This is a genomic window from Micromonospora eburnea (assembly GCF_900090225.1).
Lineage (GTDB): Bacteria > Actinomycetota > Actinomycetes > Mycobacteriales > Micromonosporaceae > Micromonospora > Micromonospora eburnea.
Genome location: NZ_FMHY01000002.1, coordinates 1545394 through 1570585, shown reverse-complemented (window position 1 = coordinate 1570585; position 25192 = coordinate 1545394). Strand labels below are relative to the sequence as shown.

Here is a 25192-nt window from a genome sequence, read left to right as displayed (position 1 = left end):
GGCCACCATGACCATCCTCGCGCCAGTGCTCATCGGCCTCCTCTACGTCTGCCTCAACGCGTTCATCCGCGAACCGCACCGCCGCACCGTCAATGCGATCATGGTGGGCGGGGCCGGGGCGGCGTACCTCAGCGGTGGCGGCCTCGGCGGCTGGGAGTTCCCCTTCGTCGCGCTGACCGCGTACCTGGCCTGGCGGGGCCTGGCGTCGTGGACGTGGATCGGGATCGGTTGGCTGCTGCACACCGCCTGGGATGTCGCCCATCACCTGAAGGGCGCACCGATCATCCCGTTCCTGCCCGCTTCCTCGCACGGCTGCGCCATCTGCGACCCGGTCATCGCCCTCTGGGCGTTCACCGGCGGCTGGTCGGTGACGGATCTGGCGCGGCGGTGGCTGCCGTCTGCCTCGGCGAGGGACGCAACGGCCGGCACCCCGAATGCTGGCAGCACTACCCGAACCAGCTGAGCGCCTGGCCGTGTCCGCGGGTCCAGGCGAGCGGCTTCCCGTCCAGCGCGAGCACGTTGTGCTGCGCCTCGCTCGGCGGCTCCGGCAACCCGTCGCAGCCCAGCACCTCCGGCGTCTCGTTCGCGACCCAGTGGCCGGGCAGCCCGCGTACCAGCTCGGCGAACGCGTCGCGGCGGGGCTCGGGCACCAGGTAGAGCACCGAACTGTGGAACACCACCAGGGTGGCGTCGGCCGGCGCCTGCGCGGCCAGCGCCGGCAGGTCGTCCACCACGTCACCGCGGACGAGCAGCGGGGGGTCGGCCGCCACCATCGCCGCGGCGGCCCGCAACCGGGCACGGCGGTGGGTGTGCTCCGGCCAGATGAGCGCGTCCAGCCACGCCACGTCCGCCGGGTCGGTCACGTCGAGCGGGTTCAGATCCAGGCCGGCCCGCCACACCACCTCGGGTCGGCGATCCGGCAGCGGCACTCCGGTGGCCACGCAGTCGAGGACCGGCTCGCCCGCGCCGAGCAGGTGCTCGCCGTAGCGGTAGGCGTAGCGGTCGGGGTAGAGGCACAGACCGGCGGAGGCACCGACCTCCAGCAACGCGAGCGGCTGCGGCAACGCGGCCAGCACCGGCAGCAGTACGGCGCACCGCCCGGGCTCGTTCGTCTGCGTCCACCGGGTACGCATCTCCGGCTCGATCGCCGGCCAGTTCGCCACCACGTAGTCGTGGAACGCGGCCGGCTCCTCGACCGGCCCGCCGAGCAGCCGGACCACGGAGAAGAGCAGGTTCGGCTGCCGTTTGGCGGGTGGCAGCGCCTCCAGCAGGGCGAGCACTTCGTCGTCCTGGGCCACCGCCAGCGCCAACCGCTCGTACGCGGGCGACACACCGTGCGCCTCGCGGACGCCGAACGTGGCGTACCTGGCCGCGGTCGTCATCGTTTGATGCCCCTTCGTGCCTGGGCAACGGTCCGCCGGGCGTCCCGCCAGGCGATCAGGGCGGTGCGGAGCCGGGGCGAGGAGACGCTCTCCCCCCGGCGCCGGGCGGCGAGCTGACCGATCAGCCAGGCCGGGCCAGCGGCCCGCTGGATGGCTTCGGACTTGGTGAGCAGTTCCCCGTTGCGGAGTGCGTGGCGTCCCCGGGCCATCGAGGTGAGACCGAGGTCGGCGATGACGGGGTCCCACCACAGCCACGGCCGCCGGGCGGCCCAGGCCCAGTATCCGGTGACCTCCGCGTGGGCAGCCGCACGTACGTCGTCAGTGCTCATCGGCGGGAAGACGTCGCGGGGCGCGGGGCCGAAGATCGCGTACCCGTGGCGGACCAGCTCCGCCCGGGTGATGCCGGAGAGGATGCGCTGGACGAGCTGCCCGTGGGTCCAGGTCGGATGGCGCACCTGGACGTCGAGCGCCGTCGCGGTGTCGGCGTAGACGCAGCCGAGGTGCAGCCCCGAGCCGGCACCGGCGTCGAGGCGACGGTGCAGATCGACGAGCGTGGCCCGCCGGGCCGCGTCGACCGGGCCGTCGACCAGGGCCACCAGGTCGAGATCGCTGATGCCGGGGAGGTAGTCGCCGGTCGCCAACGATCCCGCGACCAGAAGTCCGTCGACCCAGCCGAGTGTGGCGAGTTGCGTGCCGAACTCCTCGACGACCGGTGGCGAGATCGCCATGAACGCAGTCTATGGGCCTCCCCGCCCAACCGTCTGCCCCGGAACGTCACTGGCGCAAAGGCGCAACTAGGGAACTTTCGGGACTGGTAGCGAGCATTCGAGTATGCGGCCGTCCAAGGTGCCGACAGCGAGGCGGCCCGCGCTCACCCGGGCCAGCCGCCCCGGCTGAATCGTCTACGACATCAGGTTCATAGCGTCTGAACGCCGTTTAGGTCGCACTGCACCCGGGGCACCTCGCCCCGTCGCGGCCCTCACCAGCACACAAACGCTGCGAGCGCGGCAGGAAAGCCCTGCCGCGCTCGCGAGACGGGTCGTACGTCAGCTGCAGCCGCTGGTGGAGCCGCAGCCCTCGCAGACGTAGCAGCTACCGGCCGGCCGCATCTTCGTACCGCAGGTGAAGCAGAGCGGCGCGTCGGCGGCCTTGCCGATCACGGCCTCCAGCAGCTCGGTGCTGGAGCCCACCGACGGCGCCGGCTTGACGACGGCGACCTCCGCGACCTCCTGCTTCGGCTGGGCGACCGGGCCGGCCTTCGGCTCGGGCGTCGCGACCGGGGCGGAGGCGGCCATCGCGGCGAGGTCCGCGCCGTTCGCCTCCGCCTCCGCCTCGGCCGCAAGCTGGGCGGCCCGCTCCTTGGCGGTGAAGATGCCCAGCTCAGCACGGCGGTCGTACGGCAGGAAGTCCAGGGCCAGGCGGCGGAAGATGTAGTCCATCACCGAGGCCGCCATCCGCACGTCCGGGTCGTCGGTCATGCCGGCCGGCTCGAAACGCATGTTGGTGAACTTGCTGACGTACGTCTCCAGCGGGACGCCGTACTGGAGACCGATGGAGATGGCCACCGAGAAGGCGTCCATCACGCCGGCCAGGGTCGAGCCCTGCTTCGACATCTTGAGGAAGACCTCGCCGAGGCCGTCGTCCGGGTACGACGAGGCGGTGAGGTAGCCCTCGGCGCCGCCGACCGAGAAGGAGATGGTCTGCGACGGGCGCTTCTTCGGCAGCCGCTTGCGCACCGGCCGGTACTCGACGACCTTCTCGACCACCTTCTCCGGCTCGGTCGCCGGCTCCACCGCCTTGCTCGGCTTGGCGGCGGAGAGCGGCTGGCCGACCTTGCAGTTGTCCCGGTAGATCGCCAGCGCCTTCAGGCCGAGCTTCCAGCCCTCGAAGTAGATCTTCTCGACGTCCTCGACGGTCGCCTGCTCGGGCATGTTGACCGTCTTGGAGATGGCGCCGGAGATGAACGGCTGGACGGCCGCCATCATCCGCACGTGACCCATCGGCGCGATGGACCGCTCGCCCATGGCGCAGTCGAAGACCGGGTAGTGCTCCGGCTTGAGGCCGGGGGCGTCGACCACGTGGCCGTGGTCGGCGATGTGCTCGACGATCGCCTCGACCTGCTCCTCCGGGTAGCCGAGGCTGCGCAGGGCGCGCGGCACGGTCTGGTTGACGATCTGCATCGAGCCGCCGCCGACCAGCTTCTTGAACTTGACCAGGGCCAGGTCCGGCTCGACACCGGTGGTGTCGCAGTCCATCATCAGGCCGATGGTGCCGGTCGGGGCGAGCACGCTGGCCTGCGAGTTACGCCAGCCGAACTTGTCACCGACCTTGTTGCCCAGGGTCCACTGCTTGGTGGCCTCACGCTGGACGGCGGTCGCCACCGTGCCGGTCGGCTTGATCGCGTCGTTGGCGGCGGCGTGCTTGCGCATGACCCGCTTGTGCGCCTCGGCGTTGCGGGCGTAGCCGTCGTACGCGCCGACGATGCCGGCCAGCTCGGCCGAGCGGCGGTACGCCGTGCCGGTCATCAGCGAGGTGATCGCCGCGGCGACCTCCCGGCCCGGCTCCGAGTCGTACGGCAGGCCGGAGGCCATCAGCAGCGCGCCCAGGTTGGCGTACCCGATGCCGAGCTGCCGGTAGGCACGGGTGGTCTCCCCGATCTTCTCGGTCGGGAAGTCGGCGAAGCAGATCGAGATGTCCATCGCGGTGATGACCAGCTCGACCGACTTGACGAACTTCTCCACCTCGAAGCCGCCGTCGGCGCGCAGGAACTTCATCAGGTTCAGCGAGGCCAGGTTGCACGAGGAGTTGTCCAGGTGCAGGTACTCCGAGCACGGGTTCGACGCGGTGATCCGCCCGGTCTCCGGGCAGGTGTGCCAGTCGTTGATGGTGTCGTCGTACTGGAGGCCGGGGTCGGCGCACTCCCAGGCGGCCTGGGAGATGGTGCGGAACAGCTTCTTCGCGTCGATCGTCTCGATGGTCTGCCCGTCGAGCCGGCCGCGCAGGTCGAAGCCGCCGCCGTTCTCCACCGCGGTCATGAACTCGTCGGAGACGCGGACCGAGTTGTTGGCGTTCTGGTACTGCACGCTGACGATGTCGGCGCCGCCCAGGTCCATGTCGAAACCGGCGTCCCGCAGCGCGCGGATCTTGTCCTCCTCGCGCGCCTTGGTGACCACGAACTCCTCGATGTCCGGGTGGTCCACGTCGAGGATGACCATCTTGGCCGCGCGCCGGGTGGCGCCGCCGGACTTTATGGTCCCCGCGCTGGCGTCCGCGCCGCGCATGAAGCTGACCGGGCCGGAGGCGGTGCCGCCGGAGGAGAGCAGCTCCTTCGAGGAGCGGATCCGGGACAGGTTGACGCCGGAGCCGGAGCCGCCCTTGAAGATCAGCCCCTCCTCCTTGTACCAGTCCAGGATGGAGTCCATCGAGTCGTCGACGGCCAGGATGAAGCACGCGCTGACCTGCTGCGGGGACGGCGTGCCCACGTTGAACCAGACCGGCGAGTTGAAGCTGAACACCTGGTGCAGCAGCATCCAGGTCAGCTCGTGCGCGAAGACCTCCGCGTCGGCGGGGGTGGCGAAGTAGCCGTACTCCTCACCGGCGGTGCGGTAGGTGCCGACCACCCGGTCGATCAGCTGCTTGAGCGACCACTCCCGCTCCGGGGTCCCCACCGCGCCCCGGAAGTACTTGGTGGTCACGATGTTGGCCGCGTTGACGCTCCAGGACTCGGGGAACTCCACCCCGCGCTGCTCGAAGTTGATCGAGCCGTCCCGCCAGTTCGTCATCACGACGTCGCGGCGCTCCCAGGCGACCTCGTCGTAGGGGTGCACCCCCTCGGTCGTCCAGACGCGTTCGATCTTCAGCCCTGTCCCGGCCTTGTTCCGCGACTTGCTTGTCGTCACGACGTCGCCCCCCTCGTGTGCGCGGTCACCCACCGCACGTCCCAATCTGTCAGAAACCCGAAAAAACTCAGCTGGCCTGGCCGGCGACCTCGGCCGACTCGGCCTCGGCGCCCTCTCGGGCGCGCGCGGCGGCGCGCAGCGTCTCGATCTCGCGCTCGAAGTCGGCGAGCGAGTCGAAGGACCGGTAGACGCTGGCGAACCGCAGGTAGGCCACCTCGTCCAGGTCGCGCAGCGGCCCGAGGATGGCCAGTCCGACCTCGTGGCTGGGGAGCTCGGCGGCCCCCTTGGCCCGCACGGTCTCCTCGACCTTCTGCGCCAGCAGCGCGATGGAGTCGTCGTCCACCGGCCGGCCCTGGCACGCCTTGCGCACCCCACCGATGATCTTGGTGCGGCTGAACGGCTCGGTCACCCCGCTGCGCTTGACCACCGCCAGCACCGCCTCCTCGACGGTGGTGAACCGCTTGCCGCACTCCGGGCAGGCTCGCCGCCGCCGGATGAGCTGGCCGTCGTCGGCCTCCCGCGAGTCGACGACCCGAGAGTCGGCGTGCCGGCAGTACGGACACCGCATCGCCTGACCTCCTTGACCAACCATGGGCACGCCGACCGACTCCCGGGCACGCGTGACCGCGACGACTCCATCGCTCGGATGGCTGCCGCCGGTCGACTGTACGGGAGTGCGGTCGGTAGTCGAACCCAACCTGTAGGCGACTTACGCCCATGTGACTACTACATCTAGGGGTCGACCGTATGCCGTCGCCCTAGCGAGGTCAAGTTGGCCGGCGTGTCCGGCGCGTCATGCGCATCACCCACCCGAACCACCCTTTCCCGGCCACCGAAGACCCAACGGTCGGCGCCCGGGACGGTTACCGCGCCGCCCTCGATCCACTTCACGGATCGAACACTCGTTCGAGAACCACGTACTATTAGCAGAACAGGCGTTCGGAAATCCAGGATTTCGCCGCAACACGCCGACAACAGGTCGTACAGATGTTTGAAAATGGCCGATCTCACCTATACGGTCAACAACGACCGGACGCGGCGTGTCGCGGCGGACCGGTCGACAGCACCACCTGAGCACGCACCACGAGCCGACGAGGCACCCAGCGCCGACCAGGGAGGACGGACGTGACCGAGGACCGGGCCAGCCGGCAGAAGAACCCGCAGCCGATCGACGGGGCGGGTGCACCGGCGACCCGCCGACCCCGCGCCGCGCGCAGCCGGGCGGCCCAGCCCGCCGTGCGCCCGGTCACACCGGTGGTGAGCAGCTTTCCCGACCCGGCGACGGTCGACCTGACCGCCCGGCAACGCCGGATCCTGGAGTTCATCCGCACCTGGGTGGACCGCCACGGCTACCCGCCGAGCGTGCGGGAGATCGGCGAGGCGGTCGGCCTGGTCTCCCCGTCCAGCGTCGCCTACCAGCTCAAAGAGCTGGAGAAGAAGGGCTTCCTGCGCCGCGACCCGAACCGGCCGCGCGCGGTGGACGTCCGCGCCCCGGGCGACGTCGACGACGAGGCGACCCGCGCGCAGCGGCCCGCCCCGGCGTACGTGCCGATGCTGGGCCGGATCGCCGCCGGTGGTCCGATCCTCGCCGAGCAGGCGGTGGAGGACATCTTCCCCCTCCCCCGCGAGCTGGTCGGTGAGGGCGAGGTCTTCATGCTCCAGGTCAAGGGCGACTCGATGCTCGACGCGGCCATCTGCGACGGCGACTGGGTGGTGGTCCGCCAGCAGCCCAACGCCGAAGTCGGCGACATCGTGGCCGCCATGCTCGACGGCGAGGCGACCGTGAAGACCTACCGCCGCCGCGACGGGCACGTCTGGCTGATGCCGCAGAACCCGGCGTTCGACCCGATTCCCGGCGACGACGCCACCATCATGGGTCGCGTGGTCGCCGTGCTGCGCCGGATCTGACCCGCAATCGGGTGACCGCCCGCGGGGCGGTCACCCGATTGGCTCAGTAGCGGTCGCCCCGGTACTCCCGGCCACCGGGGACCGGCCCGTACTGGCCCCGATCGTCGTAGCCGCCGCCGTGGTGGCCGGCGCGCGGGTCGCGGTGGCCGGGCTCCCGGCGTGGCGGCTCGACGCGTCCACCGCCGTACATGCCGCCGCCCTGCGGGCCGCCGCCGCCCTGTGGGCCGCCGCCGTAGACACCACCGCCCTGCGGGCGGCCACCGCCGCCGTAGACACCGCCACCGCCGGGCCGGCCACCACCACCGTGCTGCGGGCCGCCGCCGTAGCCGCCACCACCGCGACCGCCGCCGTCCTGGGGACGGCCGCCGCCGTACACGCCGCCGGAGGGCGGTCGACCCGGGGCACCGTTCACCGGGGCGCCGCCACCGTAGCCGCCGCCACCGCCGTAAACACCGCCCCGCGGGCCGCCGGGCGCCGCGTCGGGCCGGCCGCCGCGCGGTGGGACGCCGTTGCGGGGCGCCTCGTTGCCGCGTTCCGGCCCGCCGGCCGGCTCCTCGACCGGGGCGGGCCGGCGGCGGGCACGCAGGATGCCGAGGATGCCGGCGCCGACCATCAGCGCGCCGATCACTCCCACCGCCGCGATCAGGTACGTGATCTCGTTCAGGGTCAGTCCCTCGATCCAGGATTTCTGCGCGGTTGGCTTGCTCTCGTCCCGGTCGGCGTCCGGCAGCGCCTCGACGCCGGCCGTGGACGGGGTGTAGCTGAGAATATCGATCGGCTCGGAGCTGTCCATGAGGCCGCCGTCGGAGACGGTGACGAAGAGCTTGCCGTCCGGCGTGTAGGCGATGGCCTCGCCGAACGGGTCGGCGAGGGGGGTGATCCGCGGCTTGCCGGTGGTCAGCGCGCCGACGATGTCGCCGCCGGTGACGTCGTACTCGAAGGCGTCCGCGTAGGTGCGCAGGACGACCTTGCTGCCATCGGGCGAGCGGGCCGCGCCGGTGACCGACATCCGGCCGGGCCCGCCGAGCTTGTTCTCGGTGGTCGTCTTCGGGACGGTGACCTCGCCGACCTTCGTCATCGGCACCGGGTCGGTGTCGCCCGACTTGAGCTTCGCCCCGGGCTTGAAGATCTCCGCCGTGCCGGACGGGTCCTTGGTGATGATCAGCGGAAGGTTGTCGTCGCCGATGACCAGCGCCTCGGCGTCGTGCGGCTTCTTCTCCGGGTACGACAGCCGGTGCAGTACGGGCTGCTTCGAGCCGTCCAGCGGCATGGTCCAGACGGCGACCCGCTCCCGGCGGGTCTTACTGGTGATGTTGTCGCCGGTGTCGGCGATCCAGAGGGTCTTGCCATCCGGGCCGAGGGCCAGGTCCTCGGTGTCGTACGGCCCCGCGCCCGAATATCGGACCTCGTCCGAGACCACGCACTTGGTGTTGAGGAAGAAGACGCGCTTGCGGTTGCCCTGCTCGCTGCTGTCATTGATCACCACGTAGCCGCTGCTGGTGGCGACGAGACCGGACAGCTCACGCAGCCGTTCGTCCTCGACCGTGCACTTCTTCTTGGGCGCCGCGGCCAGCGCGGGGGCCGCGGCGGGAGTCGCCAGGGCAAGCCCTGGCGACGCCACGATCGCGCCGGCGAGGCCCAGCGCGATCGTGACCGAGAAGACAGTGGACCGCATGTGGCAAGTGTCGCACGGCCCCGGTTTCCGGCGGGTGACGCCGGACGGCTCACCGCCCGGCGCCCACCCGCTCCTCTTCGAAGAGCCGGTCACCGGCGCGGTACGGCACCAGTTCGGCGGCGAGCGCCTCGCCCACCCGTACGTGCAGCAGGGTGCCCTCGGGCAGGTGGGAGGTGCTCAGCACCTCGCCCTGCCGGTGCACCCGGGCCACCAGGTCACCCCGGTCGTACGGGAGCACCGCCCGGATCTCGACCGCCGGGCGGGGCAGCCGCTGCTCGATGGCCTCGCGCAGCTCGTCGATGCCGCGACCGGTGTGCGCGGAGACGAGGACGGCGTCCGGCCAGAGCCGCTTGAGCCGCAGCAGCGTCTCCTCGTCGGCCGCGTCGGCCTTGTTGACCACCAGCAGCTCGGGCAGCCGGTCGGCGCCCACCTCGGCGAGCACCTCGCGGACCGCGCGCACCTGCTCCTCCGGGTCCGGGTGGGTGCCGTCGACCACGTGCACCACCAGGTCGGCGTCGGCGACCTCCTCCAGCGTCGAGCGGAACGCCTCGACGATCTGGTGCGGCAGGTGCCGGACGAAGCCGACCGTGTCGGAGAGGGTGTAGAGCCGCCCGTCGGAGGTGGTGGCCCGGCGGGTGGTCGGGTCCAGGGTGGCGAACAGCGCGTTCTCCACCAGCACGCCCGCCCCGGTGAGCCGGTTGAGCAGGCTGGACTTGCCGGCGTTGGTGTAGCCGGCGATGGCCACCGCGGGCACCGCGTTGCGCGAGCGGCGGGCCCGCTTGGTCTGGCGTACCGTGGTCATGCTCTTGATCTCGCGGCGCAGCTTGGCGATCCGGTGCCGGATCCGGCGCCGGTCGGTTTCCAGCTTGGTCTCACCGGGACCGCGCAGACCCACACCGCCGCCGGCGCCGCCGCCGCGCCCGCTACCACCGGTCTGCCGGGAGAGCGTCTCACCCCAACCGCGCAGCCTCGGGAGCAGGTATTCGAGCTGGGCCAGCTCGACCTGCGCCTTACCCTCGCGGCTCTTGGCGTGCTGGGCGAAGATGTCGAGGATCAGGGCGGTCCGGTCGACCACCTTGACCTTGATGCGCTGCTCCAGGTTGCGCAACTGGGACGGGGACAGCTCACCGTCGCAGATCACCGTGTCGGCGCCGGTGGCGAGCACCACCGCGCCCAGGTCGTCGACCTTGCCCCGACCGATGTACGTGGCCGGGTCGGGCCGGTTGCGGCGCTGGATCAGCCCTTCGAGCACCTGCGAGCCGGCCGTCTCGGCCAGCGCCGCCAGCTCGGTGAGGCTGTTGTCGGCGTCGTCCTGGGTCCCCTCGGTCCAGACGCCCACCAGGACGACCCGCTCCAGCCTGAGCTGGCGGTATTCGACCTCGGTGATGTCGGTGAGCTCGGTGGAGAGGCCGGGGACCCGCCGCAGCGCCTGCCGCTCCGACAGCTCGAACTCACCGGTGGTGGCGTCGAGCTCGTCGTCCTCGTAGGGAAGGAAGGTCTCCTGGTCTCGCAAACCGGGTCTCCTGTCTGTTTTGTCCTCCGCCGTGCATTTTCCGGCGCGTACGAGCAATCCTGACATGTGGCAACGCTCGGCGCACCCGCTATATGCCCGTGGTGCTACTAACCGGTAGCGGGGCCGGATGCCGGCCAACCTGGGCAGGCGAGTAGAAATGCCAGTCGAGCCGTTCAGCGCCGACGGAGGAGTTTTCGTGGCCATCAGCCGACTGCCGAGTGCCGGATTCTCGATCACGATGCGGATCGCGGTACCCGCGGACGCCTCCTCCATCGGCCGGTTGACCACCGCGGCCGGCGAGGCGGGCGCCATCGTCACCGCGCTAGACGTGGTCGACTCCGACCCGGCCCACGTGATCGTCGACCTCACCTGCGACACCGCCGACGCCGGCCACGCCGACCAGGTGGTCCAGGCGCTGACCGCGCTGGACGGGGTGGACGTCCGCAAGGTCTCCGACCGGACGTTCCTGCTGCACCTGGGCGGCAAGATCGAGGTCAACTCGAAGGTGGCGCTGCGCACCCGCGACGATCTGTCCCGCGCGTACACCCCCGGCGTGGCCCGGGTCTGCCAGGCGATCGCCGAGAACCCGGCCGACGCCCGCCGGCTCACCATCAAACGCAACACGGTCGCCGTGGTCAGCGACGGCTCGGCCGTGCTCGGCCTGGGCAATCTCGGGCCGGCCGCCTCCCTGCCGGTGATGGAGGGCAAGGCGGCACTGTTCAAGCGCTTCGGCGGGGTGGACGCCTGGCCGGTGGTGCTGGACACCCAGGACACCGACGAGATCGTCTCGATCGTCAAGGCGATCGCCCCGGCGTACGGCGGGATCAACCTGGAGGACATCGCCGCGCCGCGCTGCTTCGAGATCGAGGCCCGGCTGCGCGAGGCGCTGGACATCCCGGTCTTCCACGACGACCAGCACGGCACCGCGATCTGCGTCCTCGCCGCGCTGACCAACGCGCTGCGCGTCGTGGGCAAGCAGCTCTCGGACGTCCGGGTGGTCGTCTCCGGCGCCGGCGCGGCCGGCACCGCGATCATGAAGCTGTTGCTCCGGCAGGGCGTGGGCGACATCATCGCCTGCGACCGGCAGGGCGCCCTGCACCGCGGGCTGACCGGCCTCAACCCGGCCTGGCAGTGGCTGGCGGAGCACACCAACAAGGAGAACTACTCCGGCGACCTGCGCGGGGCGGTCAAGGGCGCGGACGTGTTCATCGGGGTGAGCGCGCCGAACCTGCTCACCGGCGAGGACATCGCCACCATGGCCGAGGACTCGATCGTCTTCGCGCTGGCCAACCCGGACCCGGAGGTGGACCCGCGGGAGGCGCGCAAGCACGCCGCGGTGGTCGCCACCGGCCGCTCCGACCAGCCGAACCAGATCAACAACGTGCTCGCCTTCCCCGGCGTCTTCCGGGGCATGCTCGACGCGCACGCCGAGGAGTTCACCGAGGAGATGGCGCTCGCCGCGGCCCAGGCCATCGCGGACGTGGTGGGCGAAGACAAGATCAACCCGACGGTGATCGTGCCGAGCGTCTTCGACGCCCGGGTCGCCCCGGCCGTCGCCGCCGCCGTCCGCGCCGCCGCGCAGAACCCGGACGCCACCCCCGCGCCGGCCGCCGACCCGGGCCCGGCCGACCTTCCCGAGATCGCCGCCGGGGCCAGCGCCACCCCCTGACCCACGGGCCGGTGGCGCGGGCGGGTGCCGGTGGCTCCGGGTCAGGGACGCAGGGCGGGAAGGGCGACCTCGCCGGTGGCGATCAGCACGGCGGGGCCGGCCAGCCAGCAGGAGTCACCCGTCACGGTGACCGTGAGGCGACCACCGGGGACGTCCACGGCGATCGTGCCGGCGTCCCGTTCGGCGTCGCGCAGCGCCACCGCCGCCACGGCACAGGCGCCGGTGCCGCAGGAGAGCGTCTCGGCCGAGCCCCGCTCGTAGACCCGCATCAGCACGTGCCCGTCGGTGCCGGCCACCGGCTCGCCGGGGGCGGTGAACTCGACGTTCACCCCGGCGGGGAAGACCGCCGGGTCGACGTCGGGCATCCGGGTGAGGTCGAGGGCGGCCAACTCCAGGCCGGCCGGCAGGGCGCAGACCAGATGCGGATTGCCCACGTACACCGCCGTGCCGGTCAGGGCCAGCCCGCCCAGGGCCGCGGCGGCCGGGTCGCCCAACCGGGGGCGGGGCATCTCGACGGCGATGTCCTCCCCCTCGACGCGGGCGCGGACCAGGCCGGCCCGGGTGGCGACCGGCAGCCCCGCCCCGGACGGCACGGCCAGCCCCGACTCCAGCAGATAGCGGACGAAGACCCGGGCCCCGTTGCCGCACATCTCCGCGTACGAGCCGTCGGAGTTCCAGTAGTCCATGAACCACTCGGCCTCACCGGCCAGGGCGACGCCCTCCGGGTGCTTGGCGGCGCGTACCACGCGCAGCACACCGTCCCCGCCGATGCCGCGCCGCCGGTCGCAGAGCGCGGCGACCAGCCGGGGCGTCAGGTCGAGCGCCCCGTCCGGGTCGGGCAGGATGACGAAGTCGTTGCCGGTGCCGTGGCCCTTGGTGAACTCCACGCCCCCATCATTGCCGATGGTCGGCGACCACCCGCAGCGCAGTGTCGAGAAACGAGGGCGACGCCGAGTCCAGCCAGTGGATCCGCGGGTCACGCCGGAACCAGGACCGCTGCCGGCGGACGAACCGGCGGGTGGCCCGGATCGTCTCCTCGTACGCCCCGGTCTCGGTCAGCTCCCCGGCCAGGAAGCGCAGCACCTGCTGGTAGCCGAGGGCCCGGCTGGCCGTACGCCCCTCGGGCAGGCCCTGGCCGACCAGCGTGCGCGTCTCGGCGACCAGGCCGTCGGCCCACATCCGGTCCACCCGCAGCGCGATCCGCTCATCCAACAGCGCGGTGTCCAGATCCACCCCGAGTTGCACCGACGGGTAGAAAGGCCGCGGCTCGGGCAGCGCGGCGGTGAACGGCGCCCCGGTCAGCTCGATCACCTCCAGGGCCCGGACGATCCGCCGCCCGTTGCCCGGCAGGATGCCGGCCGCCGCCGCCGGATCGGCCTCTTTCAGGCGGGCGTACAGCGGGGCCGGGCCGACGGCCGTCAGCTCCGCCTCCAGCCGCTGGCGCACCGCCGGGTCGGTGCCGGGGAACTCGAACTGCTCCAGCACCGCCCGCACGTACAGGCCGGAGCCGCCGACCAGCAGCGGCACCCGCCCCCGGGCCAGGATGTCGTCGACCGCCGCGCGGGCCAGTTTCTGGTATTCGGCAACGCTGGCCGGCTCGGTGACCGCCCAGATGTCGAGCAGGTGGTGCGGCACGCCCTCCCGCTCGGCCGGGGTCAGCTTGGCGGTGCCGATGTCCATCCCCCGGTAGAGCTGCATCGAGTCGGCGTTGACCACCTCGCCGTCGAGCGCGTGCGCGAGGGCGATGCTCAGCGCCGACTTCCCGGCCGCGGTCGGCCCGACCACGGCCACGACGGTGCCGGTCATGCCCGCTCCCAGGAGGCCACGAGGTAGGCGACGCCGTAGGGAGCCTGGTGGTAACCGAGGTCACCCCGCCAGTCACCGCCCGCCGCGCGGACCGCGCCGGCCAGCACCTGCCACGGCGCCCGCCCGGCGACCCGCAGCTCCGCGGACAGCACCGGGTCCAGGCCGAGCAGGGCCTCGGCGTCCGCGTCGGCCAGGGCCCGGGCCACCCCGTCGTCGTACGCCTGCGCGCGCGGGTCGTCGTAGCCGGGCGCCTTGACACCCCGGCACGCCGACCCGTCCCCCAGCACCAGCAGCGCGGTACGCCGCTCGGAGCCGGTGGCCAGGGCCGCCCCGAGGTCGGCGCACTCGGTCACCGGCGCGTCGACGGCGACGGCGCGGGCCAGCCGGGGCAGCTCGGTGCGGGTACGACCGACCAGCCACGCCCCGATGGTGAGGCTCAGCGGGAGCACCTCGGCACCGGAGCAGGCGATCTTCCACAGCCGCACCGGCCGGTCGAGGCCGAAACCACGCAGCGACCCGGAATCGGCGGCACCGAAGATCCTGCTCTCCGGCCCGCCGCCCACCAGCAGGATCTCGTCCGGTTCGGTGGCCAGGAGCCGGGCCAGGGCGGCGTCGCAGGCGGCGCGGAGGTCGTCCAGCTCCGGCGCGGCGGCGCCGGCCAGTTCGGGCACGATCAGGGGCGGGTGGGGGCAGACGGCGGCGGCGACCAGAGGCACCCGTTCAACCTATCCGGATGCCCCGGTGCGTCCTCGCGCCGATCCGGTCATCCGGGCGCTACGACACCGTATGGTCACGGTCGACGACAGGCGCTCGACACGGACCGGGTCGGACCTGTGACAATGCCGGAAGTAACTTTGCTGCGCCGTGGCGGCGATCGCGGGGACATCCCGTCGACGCCGGGAGAACGAGGATGGGCACATGAGCGACTGGACTGCCTTCGGACGGGTGGACGCGGACGGCACCGTCTACGTCAAGACCGCCGAGGGCGAGCGGGTGGTCGGATCCTGGCAGGCGGGGGCCCCGGAGGAGGGGTTGGCCCACTTCGCCCGGCGCTTCGACGACCTGGTGACGGAGGTTGACCTGACCGAGGCCCGGCTCAACTCGGGCGCGGCGGACGCCGGTCATTCGCTGACCACGATCCGGCGGATCCGCGCCTCGCTGGCCGACGCGCACGTCGTGGGCGACATCGACGCCCTGGCCGCGCGCCTGGACAAGCTTGCCACCGTGGCCGAGGAGAAGGCCGGCGAGGCCAAGGCGGCCCGGGAGGCCGCCCGGGGCGAGGCCCTGGCCCGCAAGACGGCCCTCGTGGAGGAGGCCGAGAAGCTGGCCGCCGAGTCGACCGGGTGGAAGACCGCCGGGGACCGGCTCAAGGAGATCCTCGACGAGTGGAAGACCATCCGCGGGGTCGACAAGAAGACCGACGGTGAGCTGTGGAAGCGGTTCGCCGCGGCCCGGGACGGCTTCACCCGGCGCCGGGGCGCCCACTTCGCCTCCCTGGACCAGCAGCGCAAGCAGGCGCAGACGGTCAAGGAGGAGCTGGTCGCCGAGGCAGAGAAGCTGAAGGACTCCACCGACTGGGGGGCCACCGCCGGCCAGCTCAAGGACCTCATGGCCCAGTGGAAGGCCGCGCCCCGGGCGTCCAAGGAGGCCGAGCAGAAGCTCTGGGAACGGTTCCGGGCGGCGCAGGACGAGTTCTTCACCCGGCGCAGCGAGGTCTTCTCGGCCCGGGACAACGAGCAGCGCGCCAACCTGGAGCGCAAGCAGGCCCTGCTCGCCGAGGCGGAGGCACTCGACGTGGACGGCGACCCCAAGGGCGCCCAGGCGAGGCTGCGGGACATCCAGGCGCAGTGGCACGAGGCCGGCCGGGTGCCCCGGGAGGCGGCCGCCGGGTTGGAGCGCCGGCTGCGCCTCGTGGACGAGAAGGTCCGCGAGGTGATGGACTCGGCGTGGCGGCGCACCACCAAGGAGGACAGCCCGCTGCTGGCCCAGATGCGGGCGCAGGTCGCCGAGGCCGAGGACCGGCTGGCCCGCGCACAGGCCGCCGGCGACGCCCGGCGGATCAAGGAGGCCGAGCAGGCGCTCTCCTCGAAGCGGCAGTTCCTCCAGCTGGCCGAGCAGACCAGCTGAGCTGAGCCAGTTCCGCCGGAGCCCCCGGTCCCGCCTCGGGACCGGGGGCTCCGCCGTGCGGCCCCGGTGTGCGGCATTGACGCATCGAGGTGTGGTGATCAGAATTAGCGGCAGAGCCAGGTCAGCCCACCGGCGTGAGGGCACCGACGGCGAGGCCGCCGTCGCAGTCGCCGGTGCATCCCCGTGAGTGGCCGTCCACGTGACACGGCCCGTCGCGGCTGTCCGCGTACTCGATGACGAGCGGGCCGTCTCCCTTGGTCTTTTCCGCGCGCGGCGCCTGCGCGCCGCGGGCATCCGAAGTGGAGTTCGCATGCACCGACCATCCGCCCTCGGCGGCGCGCTCGCCGCGCTCGCCACCGCTGCCGCCGGCGTCCTCGTCGCCGCCGCCGTCAGCACCACACCGGCCGCCGCCGCCACCGGTGGCACCGGCACCGGGTACCTGCACACCAGCGGTAACAAGATCGTCGACAGCACGGGTACCACCGTCCGGCTCACCGGCATCAACTGGTTCGGCATGGAGACCGACAACAAGACCTTCCACGGTCTGTGGTCGAGCAACCCGTGGCGCGGCCAGCTCGACACCATGGCCCAGCTGGGTTACAACACGCTGCGCATCCCGTACTCGAACGACGCGCTCAAGCCGGGTGCGACCGCCACCGGGATCAACGACTTCGTCAACCCGGACCTGGTCGGGCTCTCCCCGTTGCAGATCCTCGACAAGGTCATCGACTACGCGGGCAGCAAGGGGATGCGGGTCATCCTGGACCGGCACCGGCCGACCTCGGCGGGACAGACCGCGCTCTGGTACACGTCCTCCGTCACCGAGGCGACCTGGATCAACGACTGGAAGATGCTGGCCCAGCGGTACGCCGGCAACACCACGGTGATCGGCGCCGACCTGCACAACGAGCCGCACGCCGAGGGCACCAACCCGGCCGCCAAGGGCTCCTGTTGGGGCTGTGGTGACACCAACCGGGACTGGCGGCTGGCCGCCGAGCGGGCCGGCAACGCGATCCTCGGGGTGCAGCCGAACTGGCTGATCTTCGTGGAGGGGGTGAGCTGCCCCAGCGGCGGGGAGTCGAACGTCTGGGACGGCGACCCCAGCAACGACGAGGACTGCGGCTGGTGGGGTGGCAACCTGACCAAGGCCAAGGACTTCCCGGTCCGGCTGAACGTGGCCAACCGGCTGGTCTACTCCCCGCACGAGTACGCGACCTCGGTCTACCGCCAGGCGTGGTTCGACGACCCGACGTACCCGGCGAACATGCCGGCCATCTGGGACAAGTACTGGGGCTACCTCTACAAGCAGAACATCGCGCCGATCATGATGGGCGAGTTCGGCACCACGCTCCAGGACCCGAAGGACAAGGTGTGGCTGCAGAACCTGATGGCCTACACCGGCACCGGGGTGAACGGCATGTCCTTCACCTACTGGTCGTGGAACCCGAACTCCGGCGACACCGGCGGCATCGCCAACGACGACTGGACGACCATCAACCAGGCCAAGCAGAGCATCCTGCAGCCGTACCTGATCCCGCCGGTCGGCGTGGGCACCAGCCCGTCCCCGACGACCTCCCCCACCGTCCGGCCGACCGTGACGCCGACCAGCACGCCGACCTCGCCGCCGCCCACCACTCAGCCGCCGACCTCGCCGCCGCCGGCCGGTGGTTGCTCGGCGACGTACAAGCAGACCAACTCGTGGCAGGGTGGCTTCCAGGGTGAGCTGACCGTGAAGAACAACGGCACCGGCACGTTGAACCCGTGGACGGTGACCTGGACCTGGCCGTCCGGGGTGACCCTGGCCAGCGGCTGGAACGCCACCGTCACCCAGTCCGGTACCACGGTCACCGCCGCCGCGCCCGACTGGGCGAGGACCCTCGCCCCCGGCGCCTCGGTGGTCATCGGCTTCACCGCCAACGGCACGGCCTCCGCGCCCGCCACGGTGAAGCTCAACGGCTCCGCCTGCTGAGGTGAAAGGAGGGGCCCCTTGTTAACGCCTGGCGTTAACAAGGGGCCCCTCCTCACATCAGTGCGCGGCGCAACCGGTGGTCGGCGCGGGCGGCGCGGCGGGCGCGCCGATGGTGGGCAACCCCAGCAACACCCCGGGAGTACGCGGGGCGCGCCCGGCCTCGGCGGCGTCGCCGGCCCGGGTACGCCGGTGCGACAGCGGCTCCCCGTCGGCGTTGAGATGGTGCGGGGCGGCGTAGGTGATCGTGGTGTGCACGATGTCGCCGGGGCGGATCTGCCCGGCCAGCGAGCCGGCGTCGAAGTGCACGAGGCGGCCGTCCCGGGCCCGGCCGGACATCCGGCCGGTGCGCTCGTCCTTGCGCCCCTCGCCGACCGCGACCAGCACCTCGACGGTCTCGCCGACGAGCTGCTTGTTCTCCGCCCAGGTGATCTCCTCGACGCAGGCGATCAGCCGCTCGTACCGCTCCTGCACGACCTGCTTCGGGAGCTGGCCGTCCATGGTCGCGGCGGGGGTGCCGGGGCGCTTCGAATACTGGAAGGTGAACGCCGACGAGAACCGGGCCTCGCGGACCACGTCCAGGGTCCGCTCGAAGTCGGCCTCGGTCTCGCCGGGGAAACCGACGATGATGTCCGTGGTGATCGCCGCGTCCGGCATGGCCGCCCGGACCTTCTCGATGATGCCCAGGTATCTCTCCGACCGGTACGAGCGGCGCATGGCCCGCAGCACGTCGTCGGAGCCGGACTGCAACGGCATGTGCAGCGAGTGGCAGACGTTGGGCGTCTCGGCCATCGCGGCGATCACGTCGTCGGTGAAATCCTTCGGGTGCGGGCTGGTGAACCGGACCCGCTCCAGCCCCTCGACGTCGCCGCATGCGCGCAGCAGCTTGCCGAACGCGTACCTGTCCCCGAACTCGACGCCGTAGGAGTTGACGTTCTGCCCGAGCAGGGTCACCTCCAGCACGCCCTCGTCGACCAGGGCGCGTACCTCGGAGAGGATGTCGCCGGGGCGGCGGTCCTTCTCCTTGCCGCGCAGGGAGGGCACGATGCAGAACGTGCAGGTGTTGTTGCAGCCGACGGAGATCGACACCCAGCCGGCGTACGTCGACTCGCGGCGGGTCGGCAGCGTGGAGGGGAAAACGTCGAGGGATTCGAGAATCTCCACCTCGGCGGCGGCGTTGTGCCGCGCCCGCTCCAGCAGCACCGGCAGCGAGCCGATGTTGTGCGTGCCGAAGACCACGTCCACCCAGGGCGCCTTGCGGACGATCTCGCCGCGGTCCTTCTGGGCCAGGCAGCCGCCGACCGCGATCTGCATCCCGGGGTGCTTGTCCTTCACGGGGCGCAGATGACCCAGGTTGCCGTAGAGCCGGTTGTCGGCGTTCTCCCGTACGGCGCAGGTGTTGAACACCACCACGTCGGGCTGCTCGTCGGCCTCGGCGGCGCGCACGTACCCGGCCTGTTCCAGCAGGCCAGAGATGCGCTCGGAGTCGTGCACGTTCATCTGGCAGCCGTACGTACGCACCTGGTAGGTGCGCGGGCTGCCCGCGGCTGCGGTAGTCATGACGGGAACAGCGTATCCGGGCCGAACCGATCGGACCGAACGAGGAGGAGCCATGTGCCGGAGCATCAAGACCCTGCGTGAACCGTACGTGCCGGTGGTCACCGAGGAGGACGTCCGGGCCGCCGCGTTGCAGTACGTCCGGAAGATCTCCGGGTTCCGCACCCCCGCCGCGCACAACGCCGAGGCGTTCAACGCGGCGGTGGACGCGGTGGCCGCCGCCACCGCGACCCTGCTGGACCAGTTGGTGGTCCGGGGTCAGCAGCCGGCCACCCGGGGTTGACCCGTACCCCGGCAACCCGCGGTGTCCCGGCTTCGGGCGTGCCCGGCGGCGCCTCGGTCAGGCGGCGCCTCGGTCAGGCGGCGGCGAGCGCCGGGGCGACCGAGTCGGGGCCCCACTGCGACCGGTGGCACTGCGACCAGCCCCGACAGCCGGGGTGGGCCACGGTGCAGAGCCGCTGGTCGCTGAGCACCTCACCCTCGTCGGTCTCGGCGACGTCGAAGTGCACCGGGCGGATCGTGCCGTCCGGGGCGACCAGCAGGTGCCGCCCGGCGTCGAGGGTGTCGTCGCGCATCAGGCAGTTGCGGTTCAGCAGCTTGGCCAGCGCCGCGATGCTGGGCAGCTCACGTAGCCGCTCGGGCACGCCGTAGCAGTCGACCACGGTGCCGTACACCCCCGGTGCCTCCCACACGTCGCACACCACCGCGTACGCGGGAAGTCGGACCGGGTCGGCGGCGGCGAGGGGCATCACCACCCGGCCGAGCGCCTCGGCCAGCGCCGGGTAGACCTCCACGGGCGCCGCGCCATCGATTCTCCAGTTCCACAGCTCGGTCATGCCGCCTCCTCGCTGTGCTCGTCCCACCGGCCTCCGGATCGGGCCTTACTGACGATGGTGGGGTGCATATGACCTCAGCCGGGGGCAAGTTACCGGTCTGTGACCATTCCGGGCAAAATTTCCTCCGGCTCCATTGCTCGGAGTAGCGGGAAGATGACAGTTTATCGGGTATCGTGCCCCGCCGGGGCAGTGATATGAGGGTTCAGCGGAGCCGGACCAGGTGCTCGCTGGCGGGCAGCAGTTCCCCGATCACCGTGGCGCCCGGCACCTCGCCCGCCACCAGCAGCCCGCCGGAGGTCTGCGCGTCGGCCAGCAGCAGCCGCTCCCCCTCGTCGAGGGCACCGAAGTCGGTCCACGGGGTCACCCAGTCCAGGTTGCGGCGGGTGCCGCCGCTGACGTACCCGTCGCGCAACGCCTCCCGGGCCCCCGGCAGGTAGGGCACCGCCGCCGCGTCGATCGCGACCGTGAGCCGGCTGGCCCGGGCCAGCTTCGAGGCGTGCCCGAGCAGCCCGAAGCCGGTCACGTCGGTGCCGCAGCGGATGCCGGCGGCGACTGCCGCCCGAGCCGCGTCCCGGTTGAGCCGGGCCATCGCCGCGACCGCCTCCGGGAACCGTTCCCCGGTCCGCTTGTGCCGGGTGTTCAGCACCCCCACCCCGAGTGGCTTGGTCAGCGACAGCGGCAGGCCGGCCCGGCCGGCGTCCAGGGTGATCAGCTCCTCCGGCCGGACCACCCCGGTGACGGCGAGGCCGTACTTCGGACCGTCGTCGTCCACACTGTGCCCGCCGGCCAGATGGCAGCCGGCCTCCCGGGCCACGTCCTGACCCCCGCGCAGCACCTCCCGGGCCAACTCCAACGGGAGTACGTCCCGGGGCCAGCAGAGCAGGTTGAGCGCGACGAGCGGGGTGCCGCCCATGGCGTACACGTCGGACAGCGCGTTGGCGGCGGCGATCCGGCCCCAGTCGTACGCGTCGTCCACCACCGGGGTGAAGAAGTCGGCGGTGCTGACCAGGCCGGTGCGCTCGTCCAGCCGGACCACCGCGGCGTCGTCGCCGTGGTCCAACCCGACCAACAGATCGGCGGTGCCCATGGCCGGGCCGAGGCCGGCGACCATGGCCTCCAGCTCACCCGGGGGGATCTTGCAGGCACAACCGCCACCGCGGGCGTAATCGGTCAACCTGAGCGGCTCGGTCATCCCCACATGATCTACCTGGGCTGCCGAGACCGCCACTCGAACGGGCCGGGTCGGTGACGGAAATCGGTCTCGCGTGCTCAGCGGCGGCTGGTGTTACCGCTCCGTGACCATTCGAGTTGCGTCCCGACACATCACGCCGCCTACAGTTGCCCAACCGGGGACGACCGCCCCCGGCATCCGGCATGAACGACAGGGACGGTGGACGACGTGACGACGGGCGAACCGCTCATCGTGCTGGACGGGGTCAACAAGTGGTTCGGCCCGCTGCACGTGTTGGACGACGTCTCGCTATCCGTCGGTCGGGGCGAGGTGGTCGTGGTGATCGGTCCCTCGGGTTCCGGCAAGTCGACGCTCTGCCGGACGATCAACCGGCTGGAGCCCATCGACTCGGGCACCATCACCTTCGACGGCACCCCGCTGCCGGCTGAGGGCAGGGCCCTCGCCAAGCTGCGCAGCGAGGTCGGCATGGTCTTCCAGTCGTTCAACCTGTTCGCGCACAAGACCATCCTGGAGAACGTCACCCTCGGCCCGGTGAAGGTCCGCAAGGAGAAGCAGGCCTCCGCCCGCGAACGCGGCCTGGCCCTGCTCGACCGGGTCGGCATCGCCAACCAGGCGGACAAGTACCCGGCGCAGCTCTCCGGCGGCCAGCAGCAGCGGGTGGCGATCGCCCGCGCGCTGGCCATGCAGCCCAAGGCGATGCTCTTCGACGAGCCGACCAGCGCGCTGGACCCGGAGATGGTCGGCGAGGTCCTGGACGTGATGACCTCGCTGGCCCGCGATGGCATGACCATGGTCGTGGTCACCCACGAGATGGGTTTCGCCCGGCACGCGGCGAACCGGGTGATCTTCATGGCGGACGGCAGGCTCGTCGAGGACGCCCCGCCGGCCGAGTTCTTCGCGAACCCGCGCAGCGAGCGGGCCAAGGACTTCCTGTCCAAGATCCTCACGCACTGAGCGTATGAGTGGAGCGGGCCGTCTCCCGGCGGCTCCGTCGAAGAAGGAGATGAGTATGCGTTTCAAGCGCGTGGCCGCGGTCGCCGCGGCGGCGACCCTGGCACTGGGCCTGTCCGCCTGCGGTGGCGACAGCGACGAGGGCACCGGCTCCGGCGACAAGAACTTCAAGGCCGGCAGCACCATGGAGCGGCTGAACAAGGCGCAGAAGATCAAGGTCGGCACCAAGATCGACCAGCCGGGCTTCGGCCAGAAGGGCCTGTCGGGCAAGCCGGAGGGCTTCGACGTCGAGATCGCGAAGCTCATCGTCAAGGAGCTCGGCATCCCCGAGGACAAGATCGAGTTCATCGAGACGCCGTCGAAGGTCCGCGAGGACAAGATCGTTGACGGCAGCGTCGACCTGGTCGCGGCCACCTACACGATCAACGACAAGCGCAAGGAGCGCATCGCGTTCGCCGGGCCGTACTACGAGGCCGGCCAGAACATCATGGTGAAGAAGGACGACTCCTCGATCACCGGCCCGGACTCCTTCAAGGCGGGCGACAAGAAGGTCTGCTCGGTCACCGGCTCGACGCCGGCCGAGGAGATCAAGAAGTACGTCAAGGACGTCGGCTCCCAGCTGGTGCTCTTCGACACCTACGACAAGTGCCGGGACGCCCTCAAGGGCGGCCAGGTCGACGCGGTCACCACGGACAACGTGATCCTGCTCGGCTACATCGCCAAGGACGAGGCGTCCTTCAAGATGGCCGGCGACAACTTCACCAAGGAGCCGTACGGCATCGGGGTGAAGAAGGAGGACACCGACTTCCGCAACTTCATCAACGACACCCTGGAGAAGGCCTTCCAGGACGGCAGCTGGAAGAAGGCGTGGGACAACACCGCCGGCAAGTTCGGCGCCACCCTGGGCGACCCGCCGGCCATCGACCGCTACTGAGCTGAAACCTTCGGTCTGGAGGGTGGGGAGGAAACCGTCCCGTGAGTGTGCTCATCGACAAGTTCGACGTCTTTGCGGGTGGTTTCTGGCTCACCCTCCAGATCTGCGTGCTCGCCGCGATCGGCGCCCTGATCCTGGGCGCCGTCGTGGCGATGCTGCGAATCTCCCCGGTGCCGCCGCTGCGCGCGCTCGGCACCGCGTACGTGAACATCTTCCGGAACATGCCGCTGACCGTGGTGATGTTCTTCGCCGCGTTCGGCCTGCCGGCCCTGGGGTCGAACGCCGACTTCCTCCGGGTCCCCGGCCTGGATGTGATCTTCAAGCGGCTCGGCACCGACCTGCCGTACTTCCGCTTCGCGCTGATCGCGCTGGTGCTCTACACCTCGGCGTTCGTCTGTGAGGCGCTGCGCTCCGGCGTGAACGCGGTGCCTGCGGGGCAGGCCGAAGCGGCCCGCTCGCTCGGCCTCACCTTCAGCCAGAACCTGCGGCACGTGGTGCTGCCGCAGTCCTGGAAAGCGTCGGTGGTGCCGCTCGGCTCCGTGATCATCGCAATGATCAAGAACTCCGCGCTGGTGGGCTTCTTCGGCGTCGTCGGTGACCTGTCGCAGACCGCCGACCAGCTCACCTCGGCCGGCGGCTACGCCTTCATCCCGGTCGCCATCGGCATCTCCGTCGGCTACCTGATCATGACCGTGCCGCTCGGCGCCCTCCTCGACCGAATCGAGAAGCGACAGGCGGTGGCCCGATGAGCCAGCAGTCCAGCGTCCTCTACGACGTACCCGGCCCCCGCCAGCGGCGGATCACCCTGATCAGCAGCCTGGTCGCCGCAGTGGTGCTCGCCGTCGGGGCGTACTTCCTGATCTACCGGCCGCTGGCCGACAAGGGCCAGTTCTCGATGGAGCTGTGGGGCCCGCTGGTCGACCCTGGCAACGAGAACTTCTCCCTGGTCTGGGATCGGATCGGCATCGGCCTGAAGAACACCCTGGCGGCCGCCGCCCTGGCCATCGTCTCCTCGCTGGTGGTCGGCACCCTGCTCGCCGTGCTGCGGATCCAGCTCAAGAGCCTGCTCCGGCGCCGGTTCACCGGGCTGGCCACGCCGGTCGCGTACCTGCTGCGCGGGTTGAGCATGCTGCTGTCGGCGGTCACCCGGGTCTGCGTCGAGGTGTTCCGCGGCCTCCCGGTCGTGATCACCATCTTCTTCGTGGCCCGCGGCTTCCCCGAGTTCGGTGTCACCTTCGACACCCTCTGGTACCTGGTCATCGGCCTGACCATCTACAACGGGGTGGTCATCGCCGAGATCCTCCGCTCCGGCATGGAGGGCCTGCCCGGCGGCCAGGCGGAGGCCGCTGCCGCGATCGGCCTCTCCCCGCTGCAGGTCACCCGGATGATCCTGCTGCCGCAGGCGTTCCGGATCATGCTGCCGGCGCTGATCAGCCAGCTCGTCGTGGTGCTCAAGGACACCTCGCTGGGCTTCATCATCAGCTACGAGGAGACCCTGAACATCGGCAAGCAGATCATCGGCGTGCTGGGCAACCCGATCCAGGTCTACGTCGTGATCGCCGTGCTCTTCATCGCGGTGAACTACTCGCTGTCCAAGCTGGCCCAGTACGTCCAGCACCGCCTCTCCCGCGGCCGCAAGACCGCCGGCACGCCGGCCCAGAACCCGCCGCCCGCGGCGATCATGTCGCAGGCCGAGGGCGCCGGCGGCAACTGATCCGACCCGTACGGCGAATGGGCCGGCCCGGTTTTCCGGGCCGGCCCTTCGTGTGTTGTCCGG

At 71.2% G+C, this 25192-nt stretch carries 23 protein-coding genes; 10 read left to right on the top strand and 13 right to left on the bottom strand.

The window, feature by feature from the left end; all coding sequences use genetic code 11:
* The first annotated feature begins 7 nt into the window (after nt 1–7).
* Nucleotides 8–463 (top strand): DUF6010 family protein, encoded by a 456-nt coding sequence (locus tag GA0070604_RS07435; protein WP_091116343.1) that lies wholly within the window; start codon nt 8–10, stop codon nt 461–463.
* Here the strand turns inward: GA0070604_RS07435 and GA0070604_RS07430 are convergent.
* From GA0070604_RS07430 to nrdR, 4 genes are all read right to left on the bottom strand, one after another.
* Entirely contained in the window at nt 447–1382 is a 936-nt protein-coding gene (locus GA0070604_RS07430; protein ID WP_091116339.1) for a DUF2332 domain-containing protein, read from the bottom strand. The genes GA0070604_RS07435 and GA0070604_RS07430 overlap by 17 nt on opposite strands.
* Complete coding sequence (locus tag GA0070604_RS07425) at nt 1379–2110, bottom strand: nucleotidyltransferase domain-containing protein (protein WP_091116336.1); 732 nt, start codon at nt 2108–2110, stop codon at nt 1379–1381. The genes GA0070604_RS07430 and GA0070604_RS07425 overlap by 4 nt, the downstream gene beginning before the upstream one ends.
* 318 nt (nt 2111–2428) lie before the next feature.
* Entirely contained in the window at nt 2429–5314 is a 2886-nt protein-coding gene (locus tag GA0070604_RS07420; protein ID WP_091116332.1) for a vitamin B12-dependent ribonucleotide reductase, read from the bottom strand.
* Between the two features lie 34 nt (nt 5315–5348).
* A complete protein-coding gene (gene nrdR / locus GA0070604_RS07415; RefSeq protein WP_091116328.1) occupies nt 5349–5849 on the bottom strand; it encodes a transcriptional regulator NrdR in 501 nt (166 codons plus the stop codon).
* Between the two features lie 557 nt (nt 5850–6406).
* Between nrdR and lexA the strand changes: the two genes are divergently transcribed.
* The gene (gene lexA, locus GA0070604_RS07410; RefSeq protein ID WP_091116324.1) at nt 6407–7189 is read left to right on the top strand and encodes a transcriptional repressor LexA; all 783 of its coding nucleotides are present in this window, start codon (nt 6407–6409) and stop codon (nt 7187–7189) included.
* A 43-nt stretch (nt 7190–7232) separates the two neighbouring features.
* Here the strand turns inward: lexA and GA0070604_RS32280 are convergent, their stop codons facing one another.
* Together GA0070604_RS32280 and hflX are read right to left on the bottom strand one after the other, a co-directional pair.
* Nucleotides 7233–8864, bottom strand: a complete 1632-nt coding sequence (locus tag GA0070604_RS32280; RefSeq protein WP_091116320.1) for a hypothetical protein — start codon at nt 8862–8864, stop codon at nt 7233–7235.
* 49 nt (nt 8865–8913) lie between these two features.
* On the bottom strand, nt 8914–10377 hold the full coding sequence (hflX, locus tag GA0070604_RS07400; RefSeq protein WP_091116317.1) for a GTPase HflX: 1464 nt from the start codon (nt 10375–10377) through the stop codon (nt 8914–8916).
* 157 nt (nt 10378–10534) lie between these two features.
* Here hflX and GA0070604_RS07395 point away from each other — a divergent pair, with 157 nt between their 5' ends.
* Nucleotides 10535–12046, top strand: coding sequence for an NAD-dependent malic enzyme (locus GA0070604_RS07395; protein ID WP_377592764.1), 1512 nt, complete (start codon nt 10535–10537; stop codon nt 12044–12046).
* Nucleotides 12047–12087: 41 nt separating this feature from the next.
* Here GA0070604_RS07395 and dapF read toward each other — a convergent pair whose 3' ends face one another.
* The 3 genes from dapF to GA0070604_RS07380 are packed head-to-tail and all read right to left on the bottom strand — an operon-like array spanning nt 12088 to nt 14568.
* Nucleotides 12088–12933: a diaminopimelate epimerase gene (dapF, locus tag GA0070604_RS07390; protein ID WP_091116315.1), complete on the bottom strand. Its 846-nt coding sequence runs from the start codon at nt 12931–12933 to the stop codon at nt 12088–12090.
* Nucleotides 12934–12940: 7 nt separating this feature from the next.
* Complete coding sequence (gene miaA / locus GA0070604_RS07385; RefSeq protein WP_091116312.1) at nt 12941–13852, bottom strand: tRNA (adenosine(37)-N6)-dimethylallyltransferase MiaA; 912 nt, start codon at nt 13850–13852, stop codon at nt 12941–12943.
* Complete coding sequence (locus tag GA0070604_RS07380; protein ID WP_091116309.1) at nt 13849–14568, bottom strand: class III extradiol ring-cleavage dioxygenase family protein; 720 nt, start codon at nt 14566–14568, stop codon at nt 13849–13851. Before GA0070604_RS07380 ends, miaA begins: the two co-directional genes overlap by 4 nt.
* A gap of 202 nt (nt 14569–14770) precedes the next feature.
* On the opposite strand from GA0070604_RS07380, the gene GA0070604_RS07375 reads away from it, so the two are divergent.
* Nucleotides 14771–15979, top strand: coding sequence for a DUF349 domain-containing protein (locus GA0070604_RS07375; RefSeq protein WP_091116305.1), 1209 nt, complete (start codon nt 14771–14773; stop codon nt 15977–15979).
* 121 nt (nt 15980–16100) lie between these two features.
* Here the strand turns inward: GA0070604_RS07375 and GA0070604_RS07370 are convergent, their stop codons facing one another.
* Nucleotides 16101–16295: a hypothetical protein gene (locus GA0070604_RS07370; protein WP_091116302.1), complete on the bottom strand. Its 195-nt coding sequence runs from the start codon at nt 16293–16295 to the stop codon at nt 16101–16103.
* On the opposite strand from GA0070604_RS07370, the gene GA0070604_RS07365 reads away from it, so the two are divergent.
* Nucleotides 16290–17948 (top strand): cellulase family glycosylhydrolase, encoded by a 1659-nt coding sequence (locus GA0070604_RS07365; protein WP_091116296.1) that lies wholly within the window; start codon nt 16290–16292, stop codon nt 17946–17948. The genes GA0070604_RS07370 and GA0070604_RS07365 overlap by 6 nt on opposite strands.
* A 57-nt stretch (nt 17949–18005) precedes the next feature.
* Here GA0070604_RS07365 and miaB read toward each other — a convergent pair whose 3' ends face one another.
* Nucleotides 18006–19505, bottom strand: coding sequence for a tRNA (N6-isopentenyl adenosine(37)-C2)-methylthiotransferase MiaB (gene miaB, locus GA0070604_RS07360; protein WP_091116292.1), 1500 nt, complete (start codon nt 19503–19505; stop codon nt 18006–18008).
* A 52-nt stretch (nt 19506–19557) separates the two neighbouring features.
* On the opposite strand from miaB, the gene GA0070604_RS07355 reads away from it, so the two are divergent.
* Nucleotides 19558–19785 carry a DUF2277 domain-containing protein gene (locus GA0070604_RS07355; RefSeq protein WP_091116288.1) on the top strand — a complete coding sequence of 76 codons (228 nt, stop codon included), beginning with the start codon at nt 19558–19560 and terminating at the stop codon, nt 19783–19785.
* Nucleotides 19786–19858: 73 nt separating this feature from the next.
* Here the strand turns inward: GA0070604_RS07355 and GA0070604_RS07350 are convergent, their stop codons facing one another.
* Together GA0070604_RS07350 and selD are read right to left on the bottom strand one after the other, a co-directional pair.
* Nucleotides 19859–20338, bottom strand: a complete 480-nt coding sequence (locus GA0070604_RS07350; protein ID WP_091116285.1) for a hypothetical protein — start codon at nt 20336–20338, stop codon at nt 19859–19861.
* 202 nt (nt 20339–20540) lie between these two features.
* The gene (selD, locus tag GA0070604_RS07345) at nt 20541–21530 is read right to left on the bottom strand and encodes a selenide, water dikinase SelD (protein ID WP_091116281.1); all 990 of its coding nucleotides are present in this window, start codon (nt 21528–21530) and stop codon (nt 20541–20543) included.
* 198 nt (nt 21531–21728) lie between these two features.
* On the opposite strand from selD, the gene GA0070604_RS07340 reads away from it, so the two are divergent.
* From GA0070604_RS07340 to GA0070604_RS07325, 4 genes are read left to right on the top strand one after another with little or no spacing between them, the layout of a single operon-like run.
* On the top strand, nt 21729–22484 hold the full coding sequence (locus GA0070604_RS07340) for an amino acid ABC transporter ATP-binding protein (RefSeq protein ID WP_091116275.1): 756 nt from the start codon (nt 21729–21731) through the stop codon (nt 22482–22484).
* Nucleotides 22485–22539: 55 nt separating this feature from the next.
* On the top strand, nt 22540–23415 hold the full coding sequence (locus GA0070604_RS07335; protein ID WP_091116271.1) for a glutamate ABC transporter substrate-binding protein: 876 nt from the start codon (nt 22540–22542) through the stop codon (nt 23413–23415).
* A gap of 41 nt (nt 23416–23456) precedes the next feature.
* On the top strand, nt 23457–24164 hold the full coding sequence (locus GA0070604_RS07330) for an amino acid ABC transporter permease (RefSeq protein ID WP_091116267.1): 708 nt from the start codon (nt 23457–23459) through the stop codon (nt 24162–24164).
* Nucleotides 24161–25129: an amino acid ABC transporter permease gene (locus GA0070604_RS07325; RefSeq protein WP_091116263.1), complete on the top strand. Its 969-nt coding sequence runs from the start codon at nt 24161–24163 to the stop codon at nt 25127–25129. Before GA0070604_RS07330 ends, GA0070604_RS07325 begins: the two co-directional genes overlap by 4 nt.
* Nucleotides 25130–25192: the final 63 nt, after the last annotated feature.

Excerpts from the sequence above, each read along its gene's own strand:
- GA0070604_RS07435 (WP_091116343.1), top strand. The coding sequence starts at position 8 with ATGACCATCCTCGCGCCAGTGCTCATCGGCCTCCTCTACGTCTGCCTC.
- GA0070604_RS07430 (WP_091116339.1), bottom strand. The coding sequence starts at position 1,382 with ATGACGACCGCGGCCAGGTACGCCACGTTCGGCGTCCGCGAGGCGCAC.
- GA0070604_RS07425 (WP_091116336.1), bottom strand. The coding sequence starts at position 2,110 with ATGGCGATCTCGCCACCGGTCGTCGAGGAGTTCGGCACGCAACTCGCC.
- nrdR (WP_091116328.1), bottom strand. The coding sequence starts at position 5,849 with ATGCGGTGTCCGTACTGCCGGCACGCCGACTCTCGGGTCGTCGACTCG.
- GA0070604_RS32280 (WP_091116320.1), bottom strand. The coding sequence starts at position 8,864 with ATGCGGTCCACTGTCTTCTCGGTCACGATCGCGCTGGGCCTCGCCGGC.
- GA0070604_RS07395 (WP_377592764.1), top strand. The coding sequence starts at position 10,535 with ATGCCAGTCGAGCCGTTCAGCGCCGACGGAGGAGTTTTCGTGGCCATC.
- miaA (WP_091116312.1), bottom strand. The coding sequence starts at position 13,852 with ATGACCGGCACCGTCGTGGCCGTGGTCGGGCCGACCGCGGCCGGGAAG.
- GA0070604_RS07375 (WP_091116305.1), top strand. The coding sequence starts at position 14,771 with ATGAGCGACTGGACTGCCTTCGGACGGGTGGACGCGGACGGCACCGTC.
- GA0070604_RS07365 (WP_091116296.1), top strand. The coding sequence starts at position 16,290 with ATGCACCGACCATCCGCCCTCGGCGGCGCGCTCGCCGCGCTCGCCACC.
- miaB (WP_091116292.1), bottom strand. The coding sequence starts at position 19,505 with ATGACTACCGCAGCCGCGGGCAGCCCGCGCACCTACCAGGTGCGTACG.
- GA0070604_RS07355 (WP_091116288.1), top strand. The coding sequence starts at position 19,558 with ATGTGCCGGAGCATCAAGACCCTGCGTGAACCGTACGTGCCGGTGGTC.
- GA0070604_RS07350 (WP_091116285.1), bottom strand. The coding sequence starts at position 20,338 with ATGACCGAGCTGTGGAACTGGAGAATCGATGGCGCGGCGCCCGTGGAG.
- selD (WP_091116281.1), bottom strand. The coding sequence starts at position 21,530 with ATGACCGAGCCGCTCAGGTTGACCGATTACGCCCGCGGTGGCGGTTGT.
- GA0070604_RS07335 (WP_091116271.1), top strand. The coding sequence starts at position 22,540 with ATGCGTTTCAAGCGCGTGGCCGCGGTCGCCGCGGCGGCGACCCTGGCA.
- GA0070604_RS07325 (WP_091116263.1), top strand. The coding sequence starts at position 24,161 with ATGAGCCAGCAGTCCAGCGTCCTCTACGACGTACCCGGCCCCCGCCAG.